Raw genomic sequence first — 19,412 nt, 5'->3', positions numbered from 1 at the left:
GGCCACGGTTATTTCGTCCTCTAGCCTTGAATGCGTGAAAATGCCGTGGAAAAAGGATGAGACTCCAGCACCTAATGCTGTTGAGAAACCCGACGTCAATGCCGAAGCCGCCGACGCTGCTGCAGAACAACGTACCGGCAAAGCATATACGCCGAAGAAAGGTCGTCCTACTCCTAAACGCAATGAGGTTGAGCGCAAGGTCGGTTCTCGTCGCACTGCTTACGACGCGCCGACCAGCTCTGCGGAAGCTCGCAAGCGCCGCAAAGAGTTGAAAAACTCAATGTCGAAAGAGGAATACAAGGCAATGAAGCAGCGCGAGCGTGAAGAGTCTGCTCGCGAACGCCGTCGCATTAATGAGCGCATGATGGCCGGCGACGAGGAATATTTGATGGCACGGGACAAAGGACCGGAAAAGCGCTTCGTGCGCAACTGGGTGGATTCTCGCCGTTTCCTTATGAATTTCTTCTTGCCATTGACATTCATCGTAATCATCATCATGCTGCTGGGGATGCGCAACGCAGCTATTGCCAATCTCGCCTCGATAGTCATGCTCGTGCTCTTTGCTATCATGCTGGCCGAGGGACTCATTATGGGTCGGAGGGTTAATCGCGAGGTCAATGCACGCTTCCGTAACAACCCTCATTCCAAATTTTCCCTGGGTATGTATGCATTTACTCGCGCAACGATGATTCGCCGTATGCGCACCCCCGCCCCTCAGGTCAATATTGGCGATACTGTTTAGTCCATGAGTCAGTTGCCTGATTTTCCTCCCGTGATTCCTCCCGATGAGGAGTTTCGTCGGCGTGCTACCGCATGGCGATCGGATATTCCCACTGAATTTGGCATGCCCAACCGATCACTGGGTCGTCTTGAACAGCTCGGAGCGTGGCTTGCAGCTTGTCAAAGCACCGTTCCCCCGCGTCCACTCACTGATGTTCAGCTGGTCGTGGTGGGCGGCACTCACGGGGTGGCTCGTACTCACCCTGAAATCTCCGCGTTACCGGAGACTTTTTCTCAGGATGTTCTCGCTGCCATATCGCAGGGGCGTTCGCCCTTGCTCTCAGCAGCGACGGCAGAAGGTATTCGTGTTTCTGTCCGCGACGCCGACTCTTCCCACCCTTCAGGATCCATTGATTATGAAGACGCGATGACCTCCGCCGAGCTTTTCGAGTACATGTCGCGCGGTATCGAGATAGCAGATGATCTGGCCGATCAAGGGACACAACTGGTGTTATTGGGTGATGCCGGTCGTGGGGTAACCACCGTGGCCGCGGCAATAATTGGATCCATCTGCAGCATCGAACCCGTGAAGGTCGTGGGCAGGGGCTCCGGTATCAGCGATGAGGCGTGGAAGACTAAGACCGCGGTCATTCGCGATGCGATGTACCGGGTGCGTGATGATAAGGCCGATGCCTCCCGTATTCTACGGCGTATAGGATCCCCTGATTTCGCAACTCTCGCTGGCCTTTTAGCTCAATGTTCGGTTCGCCGCACCCCTGTTCTCTTTGATGGTGTGGGAACAACTGCGGCAGCTCTGTGCGCCCAGATGATGGTTCCCGGCGCTGCTGACTGGTGGATCGCCGCTTCCGCGGGAGATGAGCCTGCACATGTGCCGGCGCTCAAGGCACTGCGCAAAGAGCCACTGCTTACGTCCGGGATTGGAACCGGCCAGGGATTAGGCGCTATCCTCGCGTTTCCTTTGCTGCGGCATGCTGTCGACGCGCTCAATTTCGAGTCTCATGACACCCCGATGACCTCAGAGCTGGACTAGTCCCCCCCTATTCCACCCGTGATCTTTTCACACTAGCCCCTAGTTTCAGCCGCAGCCATTTCCGACTCATCCCCATTTCACGCCCGATTTTTGTCAGACCCGCCTGCCCATGGATCTATGAGACGAGCGTAAACATCCAGCCATGCCTGTCTTCCACGGAGCCACGCTGGATACCGGTCAGATGCTCGCGAAGCTTCATGGTTATTTCACCGGTTGCTCCCCCGTTTACGTCGAACTCACCACCGTCGTATTTCACAAAGCCCACCGGGGTGACAACTGCAGCGGTTCCGCAAGCGAACACCTCGGTCATCTCACCAGATTCAGCCGTAGCATGCCACTCCTCGGTGGAAATCTTGCGCTCCTCTACCTCGTAACCAAGATCCTTGGCGACGTCGATCAACGAAGACCGGGTCACACCAGGAAGCAAGGATCCGGATAGAGAGGGCGTGACGATCTTTGCGTCTGCCCCCTTGCCAAAAACAAAGGCAAGATTCATACCACCCATTTCCTCAATGTATGTGTGCTCGATAGCGTCCAACCACACAACTTGCTCGCAACCATGTTTCTCTGCCTCGGCTTGAGCCAAAAGAGATGCGGCGTAATTGCCTGCGAACTTGGCTGCGCCAGTGCCACCTGGACATGCTCGGACATACTCCGTGGTCAGCCACACGCTCACAGGCTTAATTCCACCGGAGAAATAAGCCCCAGCCGGAGAGGCAATCACGCAATACGTATAGGAGTTAGACGGATGAACCCCCAGGGAAATCTCACGGGAGATCATAAATGGACGCAGATACAGGGCTTCCTCGCCCCCAGAGGCTGGCACCCACTCCTTATCGATATCAACGAGTTGCCGTAGAGACTCTATAAACAATTCTTCCGGTAGCGCCGGCATGGCCATGCGCGCCGCTGAGTCCTGCATACGCTGAGCGTTACGATCAGGACGGAATGTAGCGATTGAACCATCTGGCTGGCGATAGGCCTTAATACCTTCGAAAATGGCCTGGCCATAGTGAAAAACGCTCGTTGCCGGATCCATAGAAAAAGGTGCGTACGGTACTACGCGCGCATCATGCCATCCGTGCTCTTCATTCCAATCAATAACAACCATGTGGTCGGTGAAATAATTGCCGAAACCGGGATTGCTCAAGATCTCTTGAATACGGGCGGAAGACGTTGGTGTATCACAACGCTGGATGCTGAAAGTTTCTGTGGATGCTGGCACTGTAGTCATGGTGCAGATGCTACTCCATCCCTTGGGATGACCGAGTATGTTGGTTCAGTAGCCCCAACCCGTGGTGAGTATTCGCATACCTCAGCTCGTAGAGAATGTGGCAAAATCCTCGCGTTTACCTCCCCATATCACAGCAACGGAAAGTTAGGAAACTCTTTTATGACTGCTCGCACCTCACCAGAGGCAACGCTCTCTGCTCGTGGCGCTTTACCAAAACTGCAGTTCGCGGCTTCTCTGGACGAGATTGATGGAGACATAGACACATTCATCGTCCCGGTGTTTCGAGGTGACAGTGGCCTTGAACTAGCCGGTGGCCCTACACGAGTGCTGTCCTCCGAGCAGGAAATCGAGCTGTGGAAATTACTTACCTCGGTGGGTGCCCAAGGTAATGCTGGCGAAATAACCACCTTGCCCGGTGCTGTTCTATCTACAGAACCGTCGGCAGACTCCTCGCAGACAGCGGCCGACGCCCAATCTCAAACAGATTCTCACTCCGAAAAGGCAACGGCCTCCGGCGGCCACCCCACCCATAGAAACATCGCGAAGATTCTTGCTGTGGGCTTGGGAGATGTCGAAGAGATTAGCGACGAAGACATTCGCCAAGCGGCCGGCTCCGCCTCCCGCGCCGCGGGGACAGCTGCTACGGTCGTCTCCAGCCTCGGCATTTTCAATGTGGAGGCAGCCATGGTGGGACACGCACTAGGTGCATACGCGTACACGGGACAACAGACCACCACATCAGCGGAAACTATCGGCACCATCACTGTGCTCGGTAATACCCAGGACGGCGGGGCCACCGCCAAGCGCGCGACAAGCATCGCTCGCGCAGTATGCTTCGCTCGTGATCTAGTGAATGCGCCCGCCAACGATCTCTACCCGGCTAAATACGCAGAGATCGTGGCTAGCGCAGCCAAGGCCTCCGACTTGGAGGTCGACATCCTCGATGAGATAGAATTAGAAGCCCAGGGGTACGGAGGCATCATCGGCGTGGGTAGGGGTTCGGAAAACCCACCGCGTTTGGTTCGCCTCACGTACACCCCACACAACGCCGACGATAACACTCCCACCGTAGCTCTCGTTGGCAAAGGCATTACCTTCGATACCGGCGGCGTTTCTCTCAAGCCCGCAGCCAACATGTGGAACATGATCTCCGACATGGGTGGTTCAGCGGCAGTGGTGGCGTCGATCCTTTTGGCCTCGGCTCTCAAAATCAACGCTAAGGTTATCGCCACGATCCCCATGGCAGAAAACATGCTTTCCGCATCGGCTATCCGACCAGGAGATATCCTTCGCCACTATGACGGCCAGACCACAGAAGTACTCAATACTGATGCGGAAGGCCGCCTCATCCTCGCCGATGCCATCGCGCGCGCTTGCGAGGACAAACCGGACTACCTTATCGAGACAGCCACCCTCACCGGTGCACAGATGGTGGCGCTCGGCAACCGAACCCCTGGAATCATGGGCTCACACGCTTTTCGTGACAAAGTTGCCATGCATAGCCAGGCGGTAGGCGAAAACGGTTGGCCTATGCCTCTCCCCTCCGAGCTCAACGAAGCATTGAAGAGCGATGTAGCTGATATGCGGAACATCTCCGACAGCCGATGGGGTGGAATGTCTGTGGCAGGGCACTACCTTTCTCGTTTCGTCACCGAGGGCGTGGAGTGGGTCCACATCGACGTAGCCGGCCCCGCATATAACGACGCATCTGCTTATGGCTACACCCCTAAGCGAGGAACAGGAGTCCCGGTACGCACTATCTTGGCCACGCTTGAATCCATAGCGAACGGTGGCTAGGTCGCCCACGGCGAATAATTCTTATCCGTCTTTTCCACTTCATTCGGCTGAGTTATGGCGTGCCCGTTCTTCCTCAAGGCCGGCACGCCTTTCACGTTGTTTGAGACGCTCACGGATAATTCGATCTTTTTCTATACGATCTCGCATGCGCTGGGGGTACCCAGTTTCCTCCGCAAAGTAAAGCGGAACCCCCGTAACTCCACGGAGTTTGTCGATGCCCTTCGGGCCTCCAATTCGTCGGCGAGTCCACTCGCCAGCGGCATCGACGAACACCACAGACATCTCATTCACGATGGTCTCTGGCTCCACAAATCCTTCCACCCCACTGCGTGCAGAAGCCCATTCCTGCAGGTAAGCGAGGTCCTTTGGGCGGATCGTGCCTCCCGGCCCACGCGGTGCTGTGACACCCTCACTCTTGCGCCGTCCAAAAAGGTTAAACACGGTGATCATTCTAGCTGCCATGTGATGGGCACTCGGGAGGATTATTGCCTGAGTCTGTATCGAGAAACTGGCAGGCGTAGACTTATGTAGTATTTCAACCAAATACGACCACAGCTGATTTCTGCTTAGCTAGAGGAGCTTCTACACCATGGCGTACTCCGTCGAAATGCCCGAACTGGGCGAGTCCGTAACAGAGGGCACTGTCACCCAGTGGCTGAAGAAGGTCGGCGACACCGTTGCCGTTGATGAACCTTTGCTGGAGGTCTCCACCGACAAGGTTGACACCGAGATCCCCTCCCCTGTTGCTGGCGTCATACTGGAGATCCTCGCTGAAGAAGACGACACCGTCGACGTCGGCGCAGTCATCGCCAAGATCGGCGAGGAAGGCGAAGAACCTTCCGCTTCCGGATCTTCTGACTCCGACGAGGCCGCTGCGGATGAGGAGGACTCCTCAGATTCTTCCGACGCAGCTGCATCCTCCAATGAAGATTCCACTGACAGCGCCGAGTCCGCCGATAGTGAGTCCGGTTCGTCTGGCTCCGGTGAGACACAAGATGTAACGATGCCTGAGCTCGGCGAGTCCGTCACCGAAGGCACCATCACCCAATGGCTAAAGAAGCCAGGCGACAAAGTGGAGGTCGACGAACCACTACTGGAGGTTTCCACCGACAAAGTTGACACCGAGATCCCCTCCCCGGTCGCCGGCACACTCGTGGAAATCCTCGCTGACGAAGACGACACCGTCGACGTCGGCGCAGTCATCGCCAAGATCGGCGACGGCTCCGCGTCCTCTAGCTCACGCACCGAAGATAAGGCAGAAGCAAAGGCTGCAAACAAGCCGACCGACGATGAAGCCGACGTCAAAGCCAATGAAAAGGAAGCAGCTTCCGAAAAGAAGGCACCCGCTCAGGACTCTGCTGACGAATCCGCCGATAGTGAGTCCGGTTCGTCTGGCTCCGGTGAGACACAAGATGTAACGATGCCTGAGCTCGGCGAGTCCGTCACCGAAGGCACCATCACCCAATGGCTAAAGAAGCCAGGCGACAAAGTGGAGGTCGACGAACCACTACTGGAGGTTTCCACCGACAAAGTTGACACCGAGATCCCCTCCCCGGTCGCCGGCACACTCGTGGAAATCCTCGCTGACGAAGACGACACCGTCGACGTCGGCGCAGTCATCGCCAAGATCGGCGACTGCTCCGCGTCCTCTAGCTCACGCACCGAAGATAAGGCAGAAGCAAAGGCTGCAAACAAGCCGACCGACGATGAAGCCGACGTCAAAGCCAATGAAAAGGAAGCAGCTTCCGAAAAGAAGGCACCCGCTCAGGAGGCTCAGACCGAGGACAAGCCGGAACCCCAGCAGGAAAAGCCGCAGGAAGATGCAGCTCCAGAAAGCAAGCCCGCGGAGGGCTCTCTCCCTTACGTCACTCCTCTGGTACGCAAGCTAGCTGACAAACACAACGTGGATCTGTCAAAGGTTCAAGGCACCGGCATTGGCGGCCGTATCCGTAAGCAGGATGTCCTCGCTGCTGCTCAAGGTAAATCCTCCAGCGAAACGGGCACCACCGAGTCAGCTTCTGCGTCCCGAGCATCCACCTTCAAGGTGGATCCTCAAAAGGCAGAACTCATCGGTACGACCAAGAAGGTCAACCGTATTCGGGAGATCACTGCTGCCAAGACCCTTGAATCTCTGCAGACTACAGCGCAGCTCACTCAGGTACATGAAGTAGACATGACTCATGTGTATGAAGTGCGCAAGGCACACAAGCAGGCTTTCCAGGATAAGCACGGAGTGAACCTGACCTATCTGCCGTTCTTCGCGAAGGCAATGGTGGAAGCTCTTGTTGCTCATCCAAACGTCAACGCTTCTTATGATTCCAAGAAGAAGGAAATGACATACCATAGCCAGGTCAACTTGGGTATCGCTGTAGATACTAAGAATGGTCTGCTCTCCCCTGTCATCCACAATGCTCAAGAGTTGAGCCTTCCGGAGCTGGCCAAGGCCATCGTCGACATCGCTGACCGCGCCCGCAACAACAAGCTCAAGCCAAATGACCTCTCAGGTGGCACTTTCACAATCACCAATATTGGTTCTGAAGGTGCTCTCACCGACACACCTATTCTGGTTCCACCCCAAGCTGCCATGGTTGGCACCGGTGCTATCGTGCAACGCCCAGTGGTTCTGACCGAAGACGGGTCCTCCGCCATTGGTATTCGCCACATGGTGTACCTGCCCATGACCTATGATCATCAGGTGATTGATGGCGCTGATGCCGGTCGCTTCCTCTCTACGGTTCGCGATCGTCTTGAAAAAGGCGATTTCGAGGCCGATCTGGAACTGTAGGATTCACTTTCATCCCCCGCAATTCTGCGTGCGCGAATAGTCCACAGCACGGATTCATTCGCGTAATGAATAGCAGTGAATAGTGCTGAGAACGATTAAGGAAGCATCTACTCCTCGGTAGAGATTACCGAGGAGTTTTCTTTACCACCTTCTGCTGACTGTCTCTGTATCGCGCTGACAGTACCTTGTATGTCCCGACTATCTCTACATCGGATTGGCAAACCGTTGTCGGACCTGGCCATCTGTGCAACATCCTGGGTCTTTTCATCGCATCGAAGATGTATGATCTCCACCATGGGTTTTCAGCAGGGAAGTATCCGTCGCTCCAGTGACGACATCGTGATCAAAGAACTGGGTGAAGTCGATTACACGGACACGTGGCGTCGCCAAGCTGAGCTGGCCGCTGAACGCGCCGATGACCATATCCCGGACACCATCCTGATGCTACAACATCCGCCGACCTATACCGCAGGTAAACGGACGCAGGACTCAGACCGCCCAACCAATGGGCTGCCAGTCGTGGACGTGGATCGCGGCGGGCGCATCACATGGCACGGCCCTGGACAGCTGGTTGCCTACCCCATCATCAAACTTGCCGATCCGGTGGATGTCGTCGACTATGTACGACGCCTCGAAGAGGCTCTCATCCACACGTGCCAACACTTCGGTATCACTAATGTCGGACGGGTTGAAGGGCGCTCCGGGGTATGGCTACCCGCAGGAATCGTCGGGGGTGAACTCAAGCCAGCTCGAAAAATTGCCGCGATTGGCATTCGAGTTACCCGTGGCGTGACGATGCACGGTATCGCCCTCAATTGCAACAACACCTTAGCTTTCTACGACCACATTGTTCCTTGTGGTCTTGCAGATGCTGGTGTCACAACTATGACCGACGAACTCGGCCGTGATATCACGGTGGGTGCCGTGCAATCGGAGCTGGAAAAGGACATCATTGATGCTCTCAACGGCGACCTCTCCATTTCCGACGTTTAAGCCGCTCCCCCCACAGACCCATGAGTGCATATCCGCGTGTATGCGTGGGTAGCGGGGATCAGCGAAGGATATCCTGGCTCTTCCTCTGAAGACCAGCAAATCCACCCGATTCTCGCCACGAACAGTCGGACAGCGTAGTGTAGGGCGCATGACTGTGAGCGCTGATGGACGTCGAATGCTTCGGATCGAAGCCAAGAACTCCCAGACCCCCATTGAGGCAAAACCTCGGTGGATCAGGACCACGGCAAAAATGGGTCCAGAATTCCGAGACATGAAAAACCGTGTCTCGGGAGCCGGTCTGCATACGGTGTGCCAAGAAGCCGGATGCCCTAACATTCACGAATGCTGGGAAGACCGTGAAGCGACGTTCCTCATCGGTGGCGACACCTGCTCTCGGCGATGCGACTTCTGCCAGATCAAGTCCGGTCGCCCCTCCCCTTTGGACAGGGATGAACCGCGGCGCGTTGCCGAGTCCATTAAAGAGATGGGACTACGCTACGCAACCATCACTGGTGTCACGCGCGATGATTTAGATGACGAGGGCGCGTGGCTGTATGCAGAGGTGGTACGAGAGATCCACAGGCTTAATCCCCATACCGGCGTAGAAAACCTGACCCCTGATTTCTCAAATAAACCGGATCTTCTCACAGAAGTTTTTGATGCCCAGCCGGAAGTTTTCGCCCACAATCTGGAAACGGTGCCTCGCATCTTTAAGCGCATCCGTCCAGCCTTCCGCTATGAACGATCCCTTGAGGTCATTCAGGCAGCTCACGACTATGGTCTCGTCACCAAATCCAACGTGATCTTGGGAATGGGCGAAACTCCGGAGGAAGTACGTTCCACAATCAAGGATCTGGCCGCTGCTGGCACCGACATCCTCACCATCACACAATATCTGCGTCCCAGCTCCATGCACCATCCAATCGAACGGTGGGTGAAGCCCGAGGAATTCCTACAGCACTCAGATGCTGCCTACGAGGCGGGCATTCACGCTGTGATGGCAGGCCCACTAGTCCGGTCCTCCTACCGCGCGGGTCGCCTCTATGCCCAAGCGAAGAAGGCTCGGGGAGAAGAGATTCCTTCCAATCTCTCCCATCTAGAGGAAACATTAGAAGGAACGACGGCACAAGAGGCCTCCACACTCATCACCAAATACGGAGCTTCGCAGGACACACCAGTCCAATCGCGATAATTCAGGCCAGCAGACTACAAGCCGGCACTGTTCAGGCCCTCAGATATCTGGCTCCCAACCATTTATCCCAAGGATCTGTGGTTCAGATACTCGTCAGCAAACCGCAGACCCTGCTTTTCCTCTCTCTCCGCAATAGCCTATTGTTTAAGTCATGGCGAAGGACATCCGCGAGAAGGAAAACAAGAAGGCAGCACGTGCTGCCAAACGTGAACAAAACAAGCAAACTCGTGCTCAGATGTGGCAGGCTTTCCAGCTACAGCGCAAGCGCGATAAGAAGCTTGTGCCATACATGGTGCTGGCTTTCCTCGTGCCGGTTGTTCTTTTTCTGTTGCTATCTACCGTGTGGGGTTGGTGGTGGATCAACCTCATTGCCGGCATCATTTTCGGTGTCATGTTGGCGCTCTTTGTATTTACCCGGCGCCTCCAGGCTGGCGTCTATGACCAGATCGAAGGCGAGGCCGGTGCTGCCGCGTGGGCACTGACCAACATGCGTGACGGTGTCGGCATGAAGTGGATTACTGAAACTGGCGTTGCCTCTAATACTCACATGGATGCTGTTCACCGCGTGGTAGGTACTCCAGGAATCATACTGGTGGGCGAAGGTAAGCCACACCGCCTCAAACCCATGATGACGCAGGAGCGCCGAAAGCTTTCCCGTATCCTCGGCAACACACCCATCTACGACGTGATCGTTGGCGATGGGGAGGGAGAAGTGCCCATCAAGAAGTTGCAGAACCACTTGATGCGCCTGCCCCGCAACATCAAGAAAAACGAAGTGGATGCCCTCAACAACCGTGTGGCGTCGATTTCTCGCCTAAATAACCCTATGAATGCCGTTCCCAAGGGGCCGCTGCCCAAGGGTGGTCAGATGGCAGGCATGAACCGCCGAGCACGCCGGGCAGCGGCACGCGGTAAGAAACTCTAGCGCGTGCGGATGACCCCTGTTCCGGTGGCACGGTCATGCATTCCGCGTCCATCGGTATCTTGAATAACGGGTGGGAAGAGAAAAACAGTCAGGACAGTGCGGAAAAAAGCCCGCCCAAAGCCCACACGCCGGGAATGATCGTCGAGACGTACCACTCCGATACCGACAATGGCATGCCCTGGGGTTTGGGCGAACAGCCACACAGTCAGGGTTCGTACAACGATGAAAACCATCATCGTCACCGTCGCCACATCCCCCCACCAGTCGGTCATGCGGGTGATGAAAAAAGCGATGCCCCAGCACAACAACCAATCCAAAAGCAGAGCCGCCATACGGGGGAAAAGAGGGGCCAGAGAACCTGGACCTTCTTGAGGGAGGCCGAGGTTCTCGCCGGGATAAGCAGAGATGTTACTCGGATCTTCATTTTCGCCCGGAACCTGCGGGCCTTCGAGCCAAGAGCGCTTGTCAGTCATGATGGTTCTGAGAGTATCTGCTTGGACTGCGGACTGCTAATTAGGGCTCGCGATAGGTGAAACATTCCACCTACTCCGTGTGGGAACGGTCTGCACGGCGGACCGTGGATCACCAGAACATCATGCACTATTGCTTCGTTTATAACTAATTACCCCCAAAGATCCCCACTGCACGGTCTAAAACTTATAGGCTGGAGCACAGTGTTTTGATTTTCGAATCAACCGGCCCGCGTCAGCGCCCGAACTCGAAAGCTTCAAGGCATGCCAAAAGTCAGATCACACGATCGAAACTTAACGACCAACAAGTTAATAAACACGAAACACTACTTTGATTTAAGAGCAATAGAGCGCTTTTAGAGTCAATGGAGTGATCGACCGTAACCTGATTATGCGGTCTGACTCGTAGCAAGATTCCCACTGCAAAGAACGGAAACAAGACAGTGTCATTCAAGACTGCTGAAGAAGTCGTCAAGTACATCAAGGACAACGACATCGAGTTCGTTGACATCCGATTCACCGACGTCCCTGGTCAAGAGCAGCACTTCACTATCTCTGCTGAAGCATTCGACGAGGACGCCATCGAAGAGGGTCTCGCATTCGACGGCTCCTCTGTTCGTGGTTTCACCTCCATTGAGGAATCCGACATGAACCTCTTGCCGGATCTTCAGACCGCTCGCATCGATCCTTTCCGTAAGGCGAAGACCCTGAACATGAAGTTCTTCGTCCACGATCCGTTTACCCGCGAACCATTCTCCCGTGATCCTCGTAACGTCGCCCGTAAGGCCGAGCAGTACCTCGCCTCTACCGGTATCGCCGATACCTGTTTCTTCGGCGCTGAGGCCGAGTTCTACTGCTTCGACAACGTTCGTTTCTCCGCAGAGATGAACCACGGCTTCTACGAAGTGGATTCCGTTGAAGGTTGGTGGAACCGCGGCGAGGAGCTGAACCCAGACGGCACACCAAACCGTGGTTACAAGACTCGTCCAAAGGGCGGATACTTCCCTACCGCCCCATACGACCACTTCCAGGATCTGCGCGACGACATGTGCCGCAACCTGACTAACGCTGGCTTTGCACTGGAGCGCGCCCACCACGAAGTTGGTACCGGTGGCCAGCAGGAAATTAACTACAAGTTCAACACCCTGTTGCATGCCGCCGATGACCTGCAGTCTTTTAAATACATCATCAAAAACACCGCATGGCAGGCAGACAAGGTAGCAACCTTCATGCCTAAGCCACTTGCCGGAGACAACGGTTCCGGCATGCATGCCCACCAGTCTCTCTGGAAAGACGGCAAGCCACTATTCCACGATGAGAATGGATACGCAGGTTTGTCTGACCTAGCCCGTTACTACATCGGTGGCATCTTGGAGCACGCTGGTGCTGTGTTGGCCTTCACCAACGCAACGCTCAACTCCTACCACCGCCTGGTTCCTGGCTTTGAGGCTCCTATCAACTTGGTTTACTCTCAGCGCAACCGTTCCGCCGCAGTTCGTATTCCTATCACTGGTTCCAATCCGAAGGCCAAGCGTCTCGAGTTCCGTGCTCCAGATCCTTCCGGCAACCCATACTTTGGCTTCGCCGCCATGATGATGGCCGGTCTGGATGGAATTAAGAACCGCATCGAACCTCACGCACCGGTGGACAAGGATCTCTACGAGCTGCCTCCAGAGGAAGCAAAGAACATTCCTCAGGCACCTACCTCCCTTGAAGCTTCCCTGAAAGCTCTGGAAGAGGATAACGAGTTCCTCACCGCCGGTGGAGTATTCACCGAAGACCTGATCGATACCTACATCGGATACAAGTTCGACAACGAGATTTCCCCAGTCCGCCTGCGCCCAACCCCGCAGGAATTTGAACTGTACTTCGATTGCTAGACCGCGGCTAATCAGCTGATGAAAAGCTGATCAGGCAAAGAAAACCCCTAGAGTTCCAGATGAACTCTAGGGGTTATCTTGTTATGTTGTCTGTGACGTGAGCCTCTGTGCGAAACGTCAGTGCACGAAAAACAAGAAGAAGCGCCTCTCCGTTTTCACTGAGGCGCTCCTTTGAGTTTTCTTACACTTTACACACGGCCTGCGTGATCCATGACAGCACGCAATCCCACATCAGTGGCGTGAATTGGCAGGTTGTGCGCGGTACCGGTATCCACGATGCCCGCAACGTAACGCTGGGCGGCGGGAGCACAGGTGCTGTTATTTTTGCTGATGCCCTGAGAGTCCACGAAAGTAGCACCGGTCTCCCGTGCTGCATTGATACCAGCGCGCTGGATGATGCCGAATGCGTCATTCACAGGAGCCGAAATCCACGCTGCCGGTAGTGTCTGATCACCATTGTTGATAAGGCACACTGAACCATCCGGCCCCGTGATCTGTGGGTAACCCACAATCTTCACTCGAGCATTCGGAGCCATCTGCTTCACGCGGTTGATGGTATTCACCATGGAAACTTTGAGATCGTTTTCTACAGCGGGAATTGGCTGCCCATTGATCATGTGTGGGTAGGTATCGTTTGCCCCGGCGAGGATCACCACTTCGCCGGTTCCCTGATTCAGCTTGCCGGCATTCGCAGCACGCTCAGCCAGGGTAATCATGTGATCCCCACCGGTACGGTAGGAGGCACCAGCACAAGTTGCATCCACGACATCGCGCCCAGACGCCGCAGCATAAGCAGAAGCTGCAAGGCCATCAGAACCACAGCCAACAACGTTGGTCTTGCCCGGCAAATGCAGTTTGCCAGCAAGGTAATCAACAGGAACTGGGTTAGCTGCAAGGGAGTCACCGAGAATGACGGCTGGTCCCGGCGCTGCAGTCGCATCCGGAGTGGTCACCACGGTGGTTGCTGCTACTGCGGCAGCTGCCAAACCGAGAGCACCAACGATCTTCCCGGTGGAACGGCGAATGGAGGTGGCACGCATGTGTGTGGGAGGCCCTTTCCAATTTGTGAGGCGCGGAAGGCACGATACAACACCCTTCGCAGCCCGCAAGCTTTGATAGACAAAAGATACGGCTACTAATCATAGGCCGAAAGAGACCGCGTTGTCACCTAGAAGCTCAAACGGAGCCACAGCGCTATCGAGGAGTTCCACCTCGTTTTCTCCGACAAGTCCCCAGAATGCCTGGAAAATACAGTGCACTCCGCTTCAGCGTAGACTTGATGGCCTTATGTCTTTTTCTTATCGCGGGCCGGTTACAGGCATTAACGCCACCATCGGTTCCACACCCCTCGTTCGTCTTATCAACCTTCTGCCCCAACGCCCGGACGTATCCGTCTACGCAAAACTGGAAGGTTTCAACCCCACTCACTCTGCAAAGGATCGCACCGCCCACGCCCTCGTAGAAGATGCTTTGCAAACCGGCATGATCCCTGGCTCACACACCTCGCATGATTCCCATGCATCTACGCCAGACAACCCTTCTACTCCCACCCCATCCTCACCTTCCTCCCACCGGCCTAGCCTCGTGGAATCCAGTTCCGGCAACCTCGGCATGGCATTAGCACGAGAATGTGCAACGCGGGGATGGGACTTCCACTGCGTGGTTGATCCTCGCGCCAATGAACAAACGATCGCCACGATGAAGGCATTGGGAAGCACCGTACATATGGTCACGAAACCCGATGAAGCAACGGGCGACTGGCTTATCGCTCGACGTACGCGCGTCAAAGAGCTTCTTGATAAGATCCCAGGCTCCATCAACCTCGGTCAATACTCCAATAAGGCGGCATTGACGGCGCACGATACTGGCTCTATGGCAGAGATTATGGACGCTCTAGGAACGGCACCGGATTTCATGTTCGTAGCCATGTCCACTACTGGAACCATCGGAGGTTGTGCTCTCCACCTCAAGCGCATCCAGGCTCCGACTCACCTGGTAGGCGTGGATGCGGAGGGTTCTGTCCTATTCGGTGGGCGCCGGGCCACCCGCACCCTGCCCGGCTTCGGTGCCGGCATGGTTCCGGAACTAGCGCAATACACTCAGCCCGACGAGGTTGCACGTCTCACGGATGTCGATTCCGTTATCGGCACGCGCATTCTTGCTCGACGCGAGGGCATCTTGGCTGGAGCATCGGGTGGCGCTGTCGTCTCTGCCCTGCTTCAGAAAGAGAAAGATCTGCCGCATCGTAGCGTGGTAGTACTGCTCCTCCACGATGATGGGCAGGCCTACATGAATACGGTGTACGACCCCGAGTGGGTGTACGAAACTCTTGGACTTACCGAGGAGCAAATCGAAGAGAAGGTAGAAGCGGTTCGCATTCGGACTAATGATAGGGAGCAGTCATGCGGGTAGCGATTATCGGAGCTGGTCCACGTGGACTCTGGGCTGCGGAAGAACTGGCTTCTCGGGCACAACGGATGGGCGTGAGCATTGGCGTCGATATTTGGGAAAAGGGTGAGCTGGGCTACGGTTCGGCTTACGCTGCCTCCCAGCCTGTGTACAAGAGGCTCAACGTGACATCGGCCATTATCGAAACGCATCTGGGGGCTTTCGATGATTGGCGTCAGGATGAGCCGGTGACCAGTGCTGATAGGCATTTTCCTCCGCGCGCTCTCGTCGGAGAATTCTTGCACGCCTCGTGGATGCATCTTCTTCAGCATCAATCGCCCTTCGTGCGTATGGAGGTGATAAAAGAAAGGGTGAGATCTCTCCTCCCCGCGCTCAGTGAGACCTCCGGGGCTAGCGAGACCTCTAGGAGGGATGAAAACTTCCGGGAAACCAGCTCCTCCTGGACAGTCGCCGGCGAGCATTCCTCTCGTGAGTACGACCGTGTTCTGATAGCGACCGGGCACGCACCGACATGGTCTGGCGCAGAAGATGACGTGCCCCCTTCCTCCCCTCGCTCTCCGGTGTCTGTGCGGGGGCTCGCCTTGACCTTTATCGACACCGCGCTCGACCTCACTGAGGGACGTGGCGGTCGGTTCCGGTCAGTGAACGATGCTCGGGAGAATTGGCGCGTGACGTACATTCCCAGCGGCGAAGAACCGGAACGGATAGTGCCTTTCAGCCGTTCCGGCCGCTTCATGGAAACCAAAGTAGATCCCGACTCTCCTCTGGGTCAGCTCGAGCTCGACAATGTGATTGCACCAGCGAAAAACCAGGTTCTTCTCGCTGAGTCAGATGACGAGCTCTTTCACGTCATCGCACGAACTGCAGTGGATATGCTCGCGTGTGCGCGGGCAGCCGGTCTGGGGGATTCTGGCGATAGATTCGATGAAGTCTGGCGGGTGTTGATGGGTGAGGATGCGGGAGATCCTGTAGAGGACCTGCGCTTATCGCTGGATGTTGCGGTGGGTAATGCGGCGCCCCATGCGCGATGGGCAGCGGGCATGGCTTTTCGCAGCCTCTACCCGGCGATCGTGCAGCGTACGTCTTTTGGTGGGCGAGATCAGTTGCCTGGTTTTGGGGATTGTGCCCGTCGCATGGAGCGAGTAGCTTTTGGGCCTCCGGTTATCAATGCTGCGAAAATTATCGCACTCATCGATGCGGGAATCATCGATACCTCATGCATTGATGACGAAAAACGCGCCCGTACGCTGACTGAGGGCTTCATCGATTGTGTCATCGCCCCTCCCGGTGTGGTGGAGGATACTTTAGTTGGTGATTTAGTCGCCAGAGGTCTCGTGCTAGTTCCAGAAGGGCACCGTGGTGCGTGGGTGCAGCGTGACGGCAGTGTCCCTCATGCGCCAGGTCTGGCAATCGCTGGACGTGACACCGAGGATGTCGTGTTGGGACCAGATACACTCTCGCGCACAATGCACGATGTCATCCCCCGCTGGGCCCAGACGATTGTAAACGCTGCGAAAAATACAACCATCAACGATCCTGGAATGCACGCAACAGTTCCCCTCAGTGCACGCCTTGAACCATGGATGGTGCAGCTGGCCCAGAACCCGAAACTCGCCCAGAGCATTCTAGATACCTATTCCTCCCCCACGAATGTGCTCAACCCCTCTGCGATGCGGAACAACGTCGCCGAACTTGTTATGGCAGGTCGCGATAAAGGCGTGGACGTGCGCGTCTTCTATGCCCGAAAAGCGAACAAGGCTATCACGTTCGTCGATACGATGCGCGACGCCGGCCACGGGGTGGACGTGGCTAGTTACCGGGAGCTGCGCCACGTGCTGGATCGGGGAATGCCGGGAAGGAACATTATCCTGAGCGCTGCTATCAAACCCGATGAGCTACTGCAGCTAGCCATAGACAATGGGGTGAGCATCTCCGTGGACAATGTGCAGGAGATGCGTCGGATCGAATCACTAGCCCGTTCCAGTGGCACCACGGCGTACTGTGCCCCACGTGTAGCTCCACGTCCGGAAGCACTGCCTGCCACGCGCTTCGGGGAACTGGCCAGCGTATGGAGCACGGCACTTTCTGGGTTCGATCGTCAGCTCATCACGCTCGTCGGTGCCCACGTTCACCTTCATGGTTATGCAGCAAAAGACCGCCGCACAGCCCTGCGTGAGACGTTCGACGTCATTGATTCCATGACGCAAGCGGGTCACCGCCCCTCCTTCATCGATCTCGGCGGCGGGGTACCGATGAGTTATCTAAATAGCGCAGAAGAATATGAACACTTCCGTAGTGAACTCCATGCTATGAATCATGGACACCGTACGCCTTTTACGTGGAAGGCAGACCCCCTGCCAAATACCTACCCCTTCTACCAATCCCCGACTCGCGGCGAATGGTTGAAGGACGTTCTCCGCAAGGATATTGTCCAGGGTCTACTTGCCCGTAATCTTCGTCTGCATTTGGAGCCAGGCCGCAGTATTTTAGATGGCTGCGGCATGATTCTGGCTCGGGTAGCTTTTACTAAGACAATGTCTGATGGCACCCCGATAGTTGGTGTGGAAATGAATCGCACCCAGTGCCGCACTACTTCAGACGATATCTTGGTGGATCCGATCCTGATTCGTACTGGACATGCCCCCTCGACGTTGGATGAGCAGCATCTTTCGACGGTGGATAAGCATGACCTCACGGCGTCGGATAACAAGGCATCCCAAGGCTTCCTCGTCGGCGCATATTGCATTGAAGATGAGGTGATTATCCGCCGCATGATGGAGTTTCCACGCGGGGTTTGTCCCGGCGACATCATCGCGATTCCAAATACCGCGGGCTACTTCATGCACATCCTTGAAAGCGCTTCGCATCAGATCCCGTTGGCGAAAAATGTGCTGTACCACCATGGGCAAGTTGCACTGGATCTCATCGACTAATGCGAACACCCGTGTCCTCCGGCACGGATGACAGGTTCTCAGCTTTAATACCCACCTGGGCAAGAATATGTGTGCGTGCGAGCTTCCACTGGGCCCCTGTGACTTTAGCCCAACTGACATGAGAAGCGTTGTTGAGAATGTGCTCCTCGATCTTCAACCCCGCTGCTCGTGCCTCCTTGACGAAGGACGTGGCTTCGTCGTAATTGACAACCTCGTCATTGCGCCCGGCGAAGACAACAATGGTGGCATCCTTGTTGATGTTTTCGGCTGGTGAGGACAACCGATAACGGTCAGGAACCTCATCAGGAGTGCCTCCGAGCAGCGTCTTGACATAACGATCGTGCTGTTCGTAGGCCAGCTTGAGATCATATACCCCAGCCAACCCTACACAGCGATTAACCTCGAACCGTGGGTTGGAACCTGGCGCCCCGTTCGGCAACGCTGGTCGGGAGCAAGACCAAGCGGATAAATTGCCGCCAGCGCTGAGACCCGTGACAGTGACGCGCGTAAGATCCAGCGGGACGGCGGAGCGTTCTGCGAGCGTCGGAATGAAATCCACAGCTTGAGCCACGTCCTCATACGTGCGGGGCCAACCTCCCGGCCCTGGCTGTCCTTCTTTACCAATGCCCCGGTATTCGATGTTCCATACTGCAACTCCATATGTGGTGAGGTTCTCCGCGAGATCATTGGTGGAAGCTGCATCTGACTTCTCCATCCACCCTCCACCGTGGATCATCACCACCAGTGGAACCGGCTCAGAGTAACGTTGCCCTCGTGGCAAGAAGAGATCCCCATACTGCCGTTCGTGCTCTGTAGCGTAGTGAAACCGCATGATTCCATCTCTCGGGAATTGTGCAGTTTGCTCGATACTCTCGTCATCGATCCGTGGCGTATCACTACCGTATGTAAAGCCGGAGCATGCAGCCAAGCCGAGGCTAGTGAGTACAGCGACAGCGCAGTAAGCAACTCGTCGAGTATGACACTTGCTGACTGCCTTCGTTCGCTTCCCAATAGAGTTCATGT

Annotated in this window: 15 protein-coding genes; 10 read left to right on the top strand and 5 right to left on the bottom strand. The window is 55.7% G+C overall.

What is annotated here, in order from left to right; genetic code table 11:
- The first annotated feature begins 40 nt into the window (after nt 1–40).
- Both GP473_RS03270 and GP473_RS03265 read left to right on the top strand, forming a co-directional pair.
- Nucleotides 41–742, top strand: coding sequence for a DUF3043 domain-containing protein (locus GP473_RS03270; RefSeq protein WP_185769158.1), 702 nt, complete (start codon nt 41–43; stop codon nt 740–742).
- A gap of 3 nt (nt 743–745) precedes the next feature.
- Nucleotides 746–1,771 (top strand): nicotinate-nucleotide--dimethylbenzimidazole phosphoribosyltransferase, encoded by a 1,026-nt coding sequence (locus tag GP473_RS03265; RefSeq protein WP_185769133.1) that lies wholly within the window; start codon nt 746–748, stop codon nt 1,769–1,771.
- Nucleotides 1,772–1,886: 115 nt separating this feature from the next.
- Here GP473_RS03265 and GP473_RS03260 read toward each other — a convergent pair whose 3' ends face one another.
- Nucleotides 1,887–3,005, bottom strand: coding sequence for a branched-chain amino acid aminotransferase (locus GP473_RS03260; RefSeq protein WP_185769134.1), 1,119 nt, complete (start codon nt 3,003–3,005; stop codon nt 1,887–1,889).
- A gap of 159 nt (nt 3,006–3,164) precedes the next feature.
- Here GP473_RS03260 and GP473_RS03255 point away from each other — a divergent pair, with 159 nt between their 5' ends.
- Nucleotides 3,165–4,802 carry a leucyl aminopeptidase gene (locus GP473_RS03255; RefSeq protein WP_186277136.1) on the top strand — a complete coding sequence of 546 codons (1,638 nt, stop codon included), beginning with the start codon at nt 3,165–3,167 and terminating at the stop codon, nt 4,800–4,802.
- A gap of 39 nt (nt 4,803–4,841) precedes the next feature.
- Here GP473_RS03255 and GP473_RS03250 read toward each other — a convergent pair whose 3' ends face one another.
- A complete protein-coding gene (locus tag GP473_RS03250; RefSeq protein ID WP_185769136.1) occupies nt 4,842–5,243 on the bottom strand; it encodes an oxidoreductase in 402 nt (133 codons plus the stop codon).
- A 148-nt stretch (nt 5,244–5,391) separates the two neighbouring features.
- On the opposite strand from GP473_RS03250, the gene sucB reads away from it, so the two are divergent.
- The 4 genes from sucB to GP473_RS03230 all read left to right on the top strand — a co-directional run bounded on the left by sucB (nt 5,392) and on the right by GP473_RS03230 (nt 10,697).
- The gene (gene sucB, locus GP473_RS03245) at nt 5,392–7,587 is read left to right on the top strand and encodes a 2-oxoglutarate dehydrogenase, E2 component, dihydrolipoamide succinyltransferase (RefSeq protein WP_186277135.1); all 2,196 of its coding nucleotides are present in this window, start codon (nt 5,392–5,394) and stop codon (nt 7,585–7,587) included.
- A 294-nt stretch (nt 7,588–7,881) separates the two neighbouring features.
- Nucleotides 7,882–8,580: a lipoyl(octanoyl) transferase LipB gene (lipB, locus tag GP473_RS03240; protein WP_185769367.1), complete on the top strand. Its 699-nt coding sequence runs from the start codon at nt 7,882–7,884 to the stop codon at nt 8,578–8,580.
- A gap of 148 nt (nt 8,581–8,728) precedes the next feature.
- Entirely contained in the window at nt 8,729–9,772 is a 1,044-nt protein-coding gene (gene lipA / locus GP473_RS03235) for a lipoyl synthase (RefSeq protein WP_185769366.1), read from the top strand.
- Between the two features lie 151 nt (nt 9,773–9,923).
- Complete coding sequence (locus GP473_RS03230; protein ID WP_185769365.1) at nt 9,924–10,697, top strand: DUF4191 domain-containing protein; 774 nt, start codon at nt 9,924–9,926, stop codon at nt 10,695–10,697.
- On the opposite strand, the gene GP473_RS03225 is transcribed toward GP473_RS03230, so the two are convergent.
- Nucleotides 10,694–11,170 (bottom strand): RDD family protein, encoded by a 477-nt coding sequence (locus tag GP473_RS03225; protein WP_185769364.1) that lies wholly within the window; start codon nt 11,168–11,170, stop codon nt 10,694–10,696. The two genes, GP473_RS03230 and GP473_RS03225, sit on opposite strands and share 4 nt — an antisense overlap.
- Nucleotides 11,171–11,610: 440 nt before the next feature.
- Here GP473_RS03225 and glnA point away from each other — a divergent pair, with 440 nt between their 5' ends.
- Nucleotides 11,611–13,047, top strand: a complete 1,437-nt coding sequence (glnA, locus tag GP473_RS03220) for a type I glutamate--ammonia ligase (protein ID WP_185769363.1) — start codon at nt 11,611–11,613, stop codon at nt 13,045–13,047.
- Nucleotides 13,048–13,235: 188 nt separating this feature from the next.
- On the opposite strand, the gene GP473_RS03215 is transcribed toward glnA, so the two are convergent.
- On the bottom strand, nt 13,236–14,087 hold the full coding sequence (locus GP473_RS03215) for an SGNH/GDSL hydrolase family protein (protein WP_185769362.1): 852 nt from the start codon (nt 14,085–14,087) through the stop codon (nt 13,236–13,238).
- Nucleotides 14,088–14,334: 247 nt separating this feature from the next.
- Between GP473_RS03215 and GP473_RS03210 the strand changes: the two genes are divergently transcribed.
- The gene (locus GP473_RS03210) at nt 14,335–15,459 is read left to right on the top strand and encodes a pyridoxal-phosphate dependent enzyme (protein ID WP_185769361.1); all 1,125 of its coding nucleotides are present in this window, start codon (nt 14,335–14,337) and stop codon (nt 15,457–15,459) included.
- Nucleotides 15,450–18,389: an FAD/NAD(P)-binding protein gene (locus GP473_RS03205; RefSeq protein WP_186277134.1), complete on the top strand. Its 2,940-nt coding sequence runs from the start codon at nt 15,450–15,452 to the stop codon at nt 18,387–18,389. The genes GP473_RS03210 and GP473_RS03205 overlap by 10 nt, the downstream gene beginning before the upstream one ends.
- Here GP473_RS03205 and GP473_RS03200 read toward each other — a convergent pair.
- Nucleotides 18,379–19,410: an alpha/beta hydrolase family protein gene (locus tag GP473_RS03200; protein WP_186277133.1), complete on the bottom strand. Its 1,032-nt coding sequence runs from the start codon at nt 19,408–19,410 to the stop codon at nt 18,379–18,381. The genes GP473_RS03205 and GP473_RS03200 overlap by 11 nt on opposite strands.
- Between the last annotated feature and the right edge of the window lie 2 nt (nt 19,411–19,412).

It is taken from the genome of Corynebacterium anserum (assembly GCF_014262665.1).
GTDB classification, from domain to species: Bacteria; Actinomycetota; Actinomycetes; order Mycobacteriales; family Mycobacteriaceae; genus Corynebacterium; species Corynebacterium anserum.
Note: the sequence above shows the minus strand (reverse complement) of the source record. Positions and strands in the feature narration are given on the sequence as shown.

What these genes read in the sequence shown, in the direction of transcription:
- GP473_RS03270 (WP_185769158.1), top strand. Translation starts at nt 41, where the DNA reads ATGCCGTGGAAAAAGGATGAGACTCCAGCACCTAATGCTGTTGAGAAA.
- GP473_RS03265 (WP_185769133.1), top strand. Translation starts at nt 746, where the DNA reads ATGAGTCAGTTGCCTGATTTTCCTCCCGTGATTCCTCCCGATGAGGAG.
- GP473_RS03260 (WP_185769134.1), bottom strand. Translation starts at nt 3,005, where the DNA reads ATGACTACAGTGCCAGCATCCACAGAAACTTTCAGCATCCAGCGTTGT.
- GP473_RS03255 (WP_186277136.1), top strand. Translation starts at nt 3,165, where the DNA reads ATGACTGCTCGCACCTCACCAGAGGCAACGCTCTCTGCTCGTGGCGCT.
- sucB (WP_186277135.1), top strand. Translation starts at nt 5,392, where the DNA reads ATGGCGTACTCCGTCGAAATGCCCGAACTGGGCGAGTCCGTAACAGAG.
- lipB (WP_185769367.1), top strand. Translation starts at nt 7,882, where the DNA reads ATGGGTTTTCAGCAGGGAAGTATCCGTCGCTCCAGTGACGACATCGTG.
- lipA (WP_185769366.1), top strand. Translation starts at nt 8,729, where the DNA reads ATGACTGTGAGCGCTGATGGACGTCGAATGCTTCGGATCGAAGCCAAG.
- GP473_RS03230 (WP_185769365.1), top strand. Translation starts at nt 9,924, where the DNA reads ATGGCGAAGGACATCCGCGAGAAGGAAAACAAGAAGGCAGCACGTGCT.
- GP473_RS03225 (WP_185769364.1), bottom strand. Translation starts at nt 11,170, where the DNA reads ATGACTGACAAGCGCTCTTGGCTCGAAGGCCCGCAGGTTCCGGGCGAA.
- GP473_RS03215 (WP_185769362.1), bottom strand. Translation starts at nt 14,087, where the DNA reads ATGCGTGCCACCTCCATTCGCCGTTCCACCGGGAAGATCGTTGGTGCT.
- GP473_RS03210 (WP_185769361.1), top strand. Translation starts at nt 14,335, where the DNA reads ATGTCTTTTTCTTATCGCGGGCCGGTTACAGGCATTAACGCCACCATC.
- GP473_RS03205 (WP_186277134.1), top strand. Translation starts at nt 15,450, where the DNA reads ATGCGGGTAGCGATTATCGGAGCTGGTCCACGTGGACTCTGGGCTGCG.
- GP473_RS03200 (WP_186277133.1), bottom strand. Translation starts at nt 19,410, where the DNA reads ATGAACTCTATTGGGAAGCGAACGAAGGCAGTCAGCAAGTGTCATACT.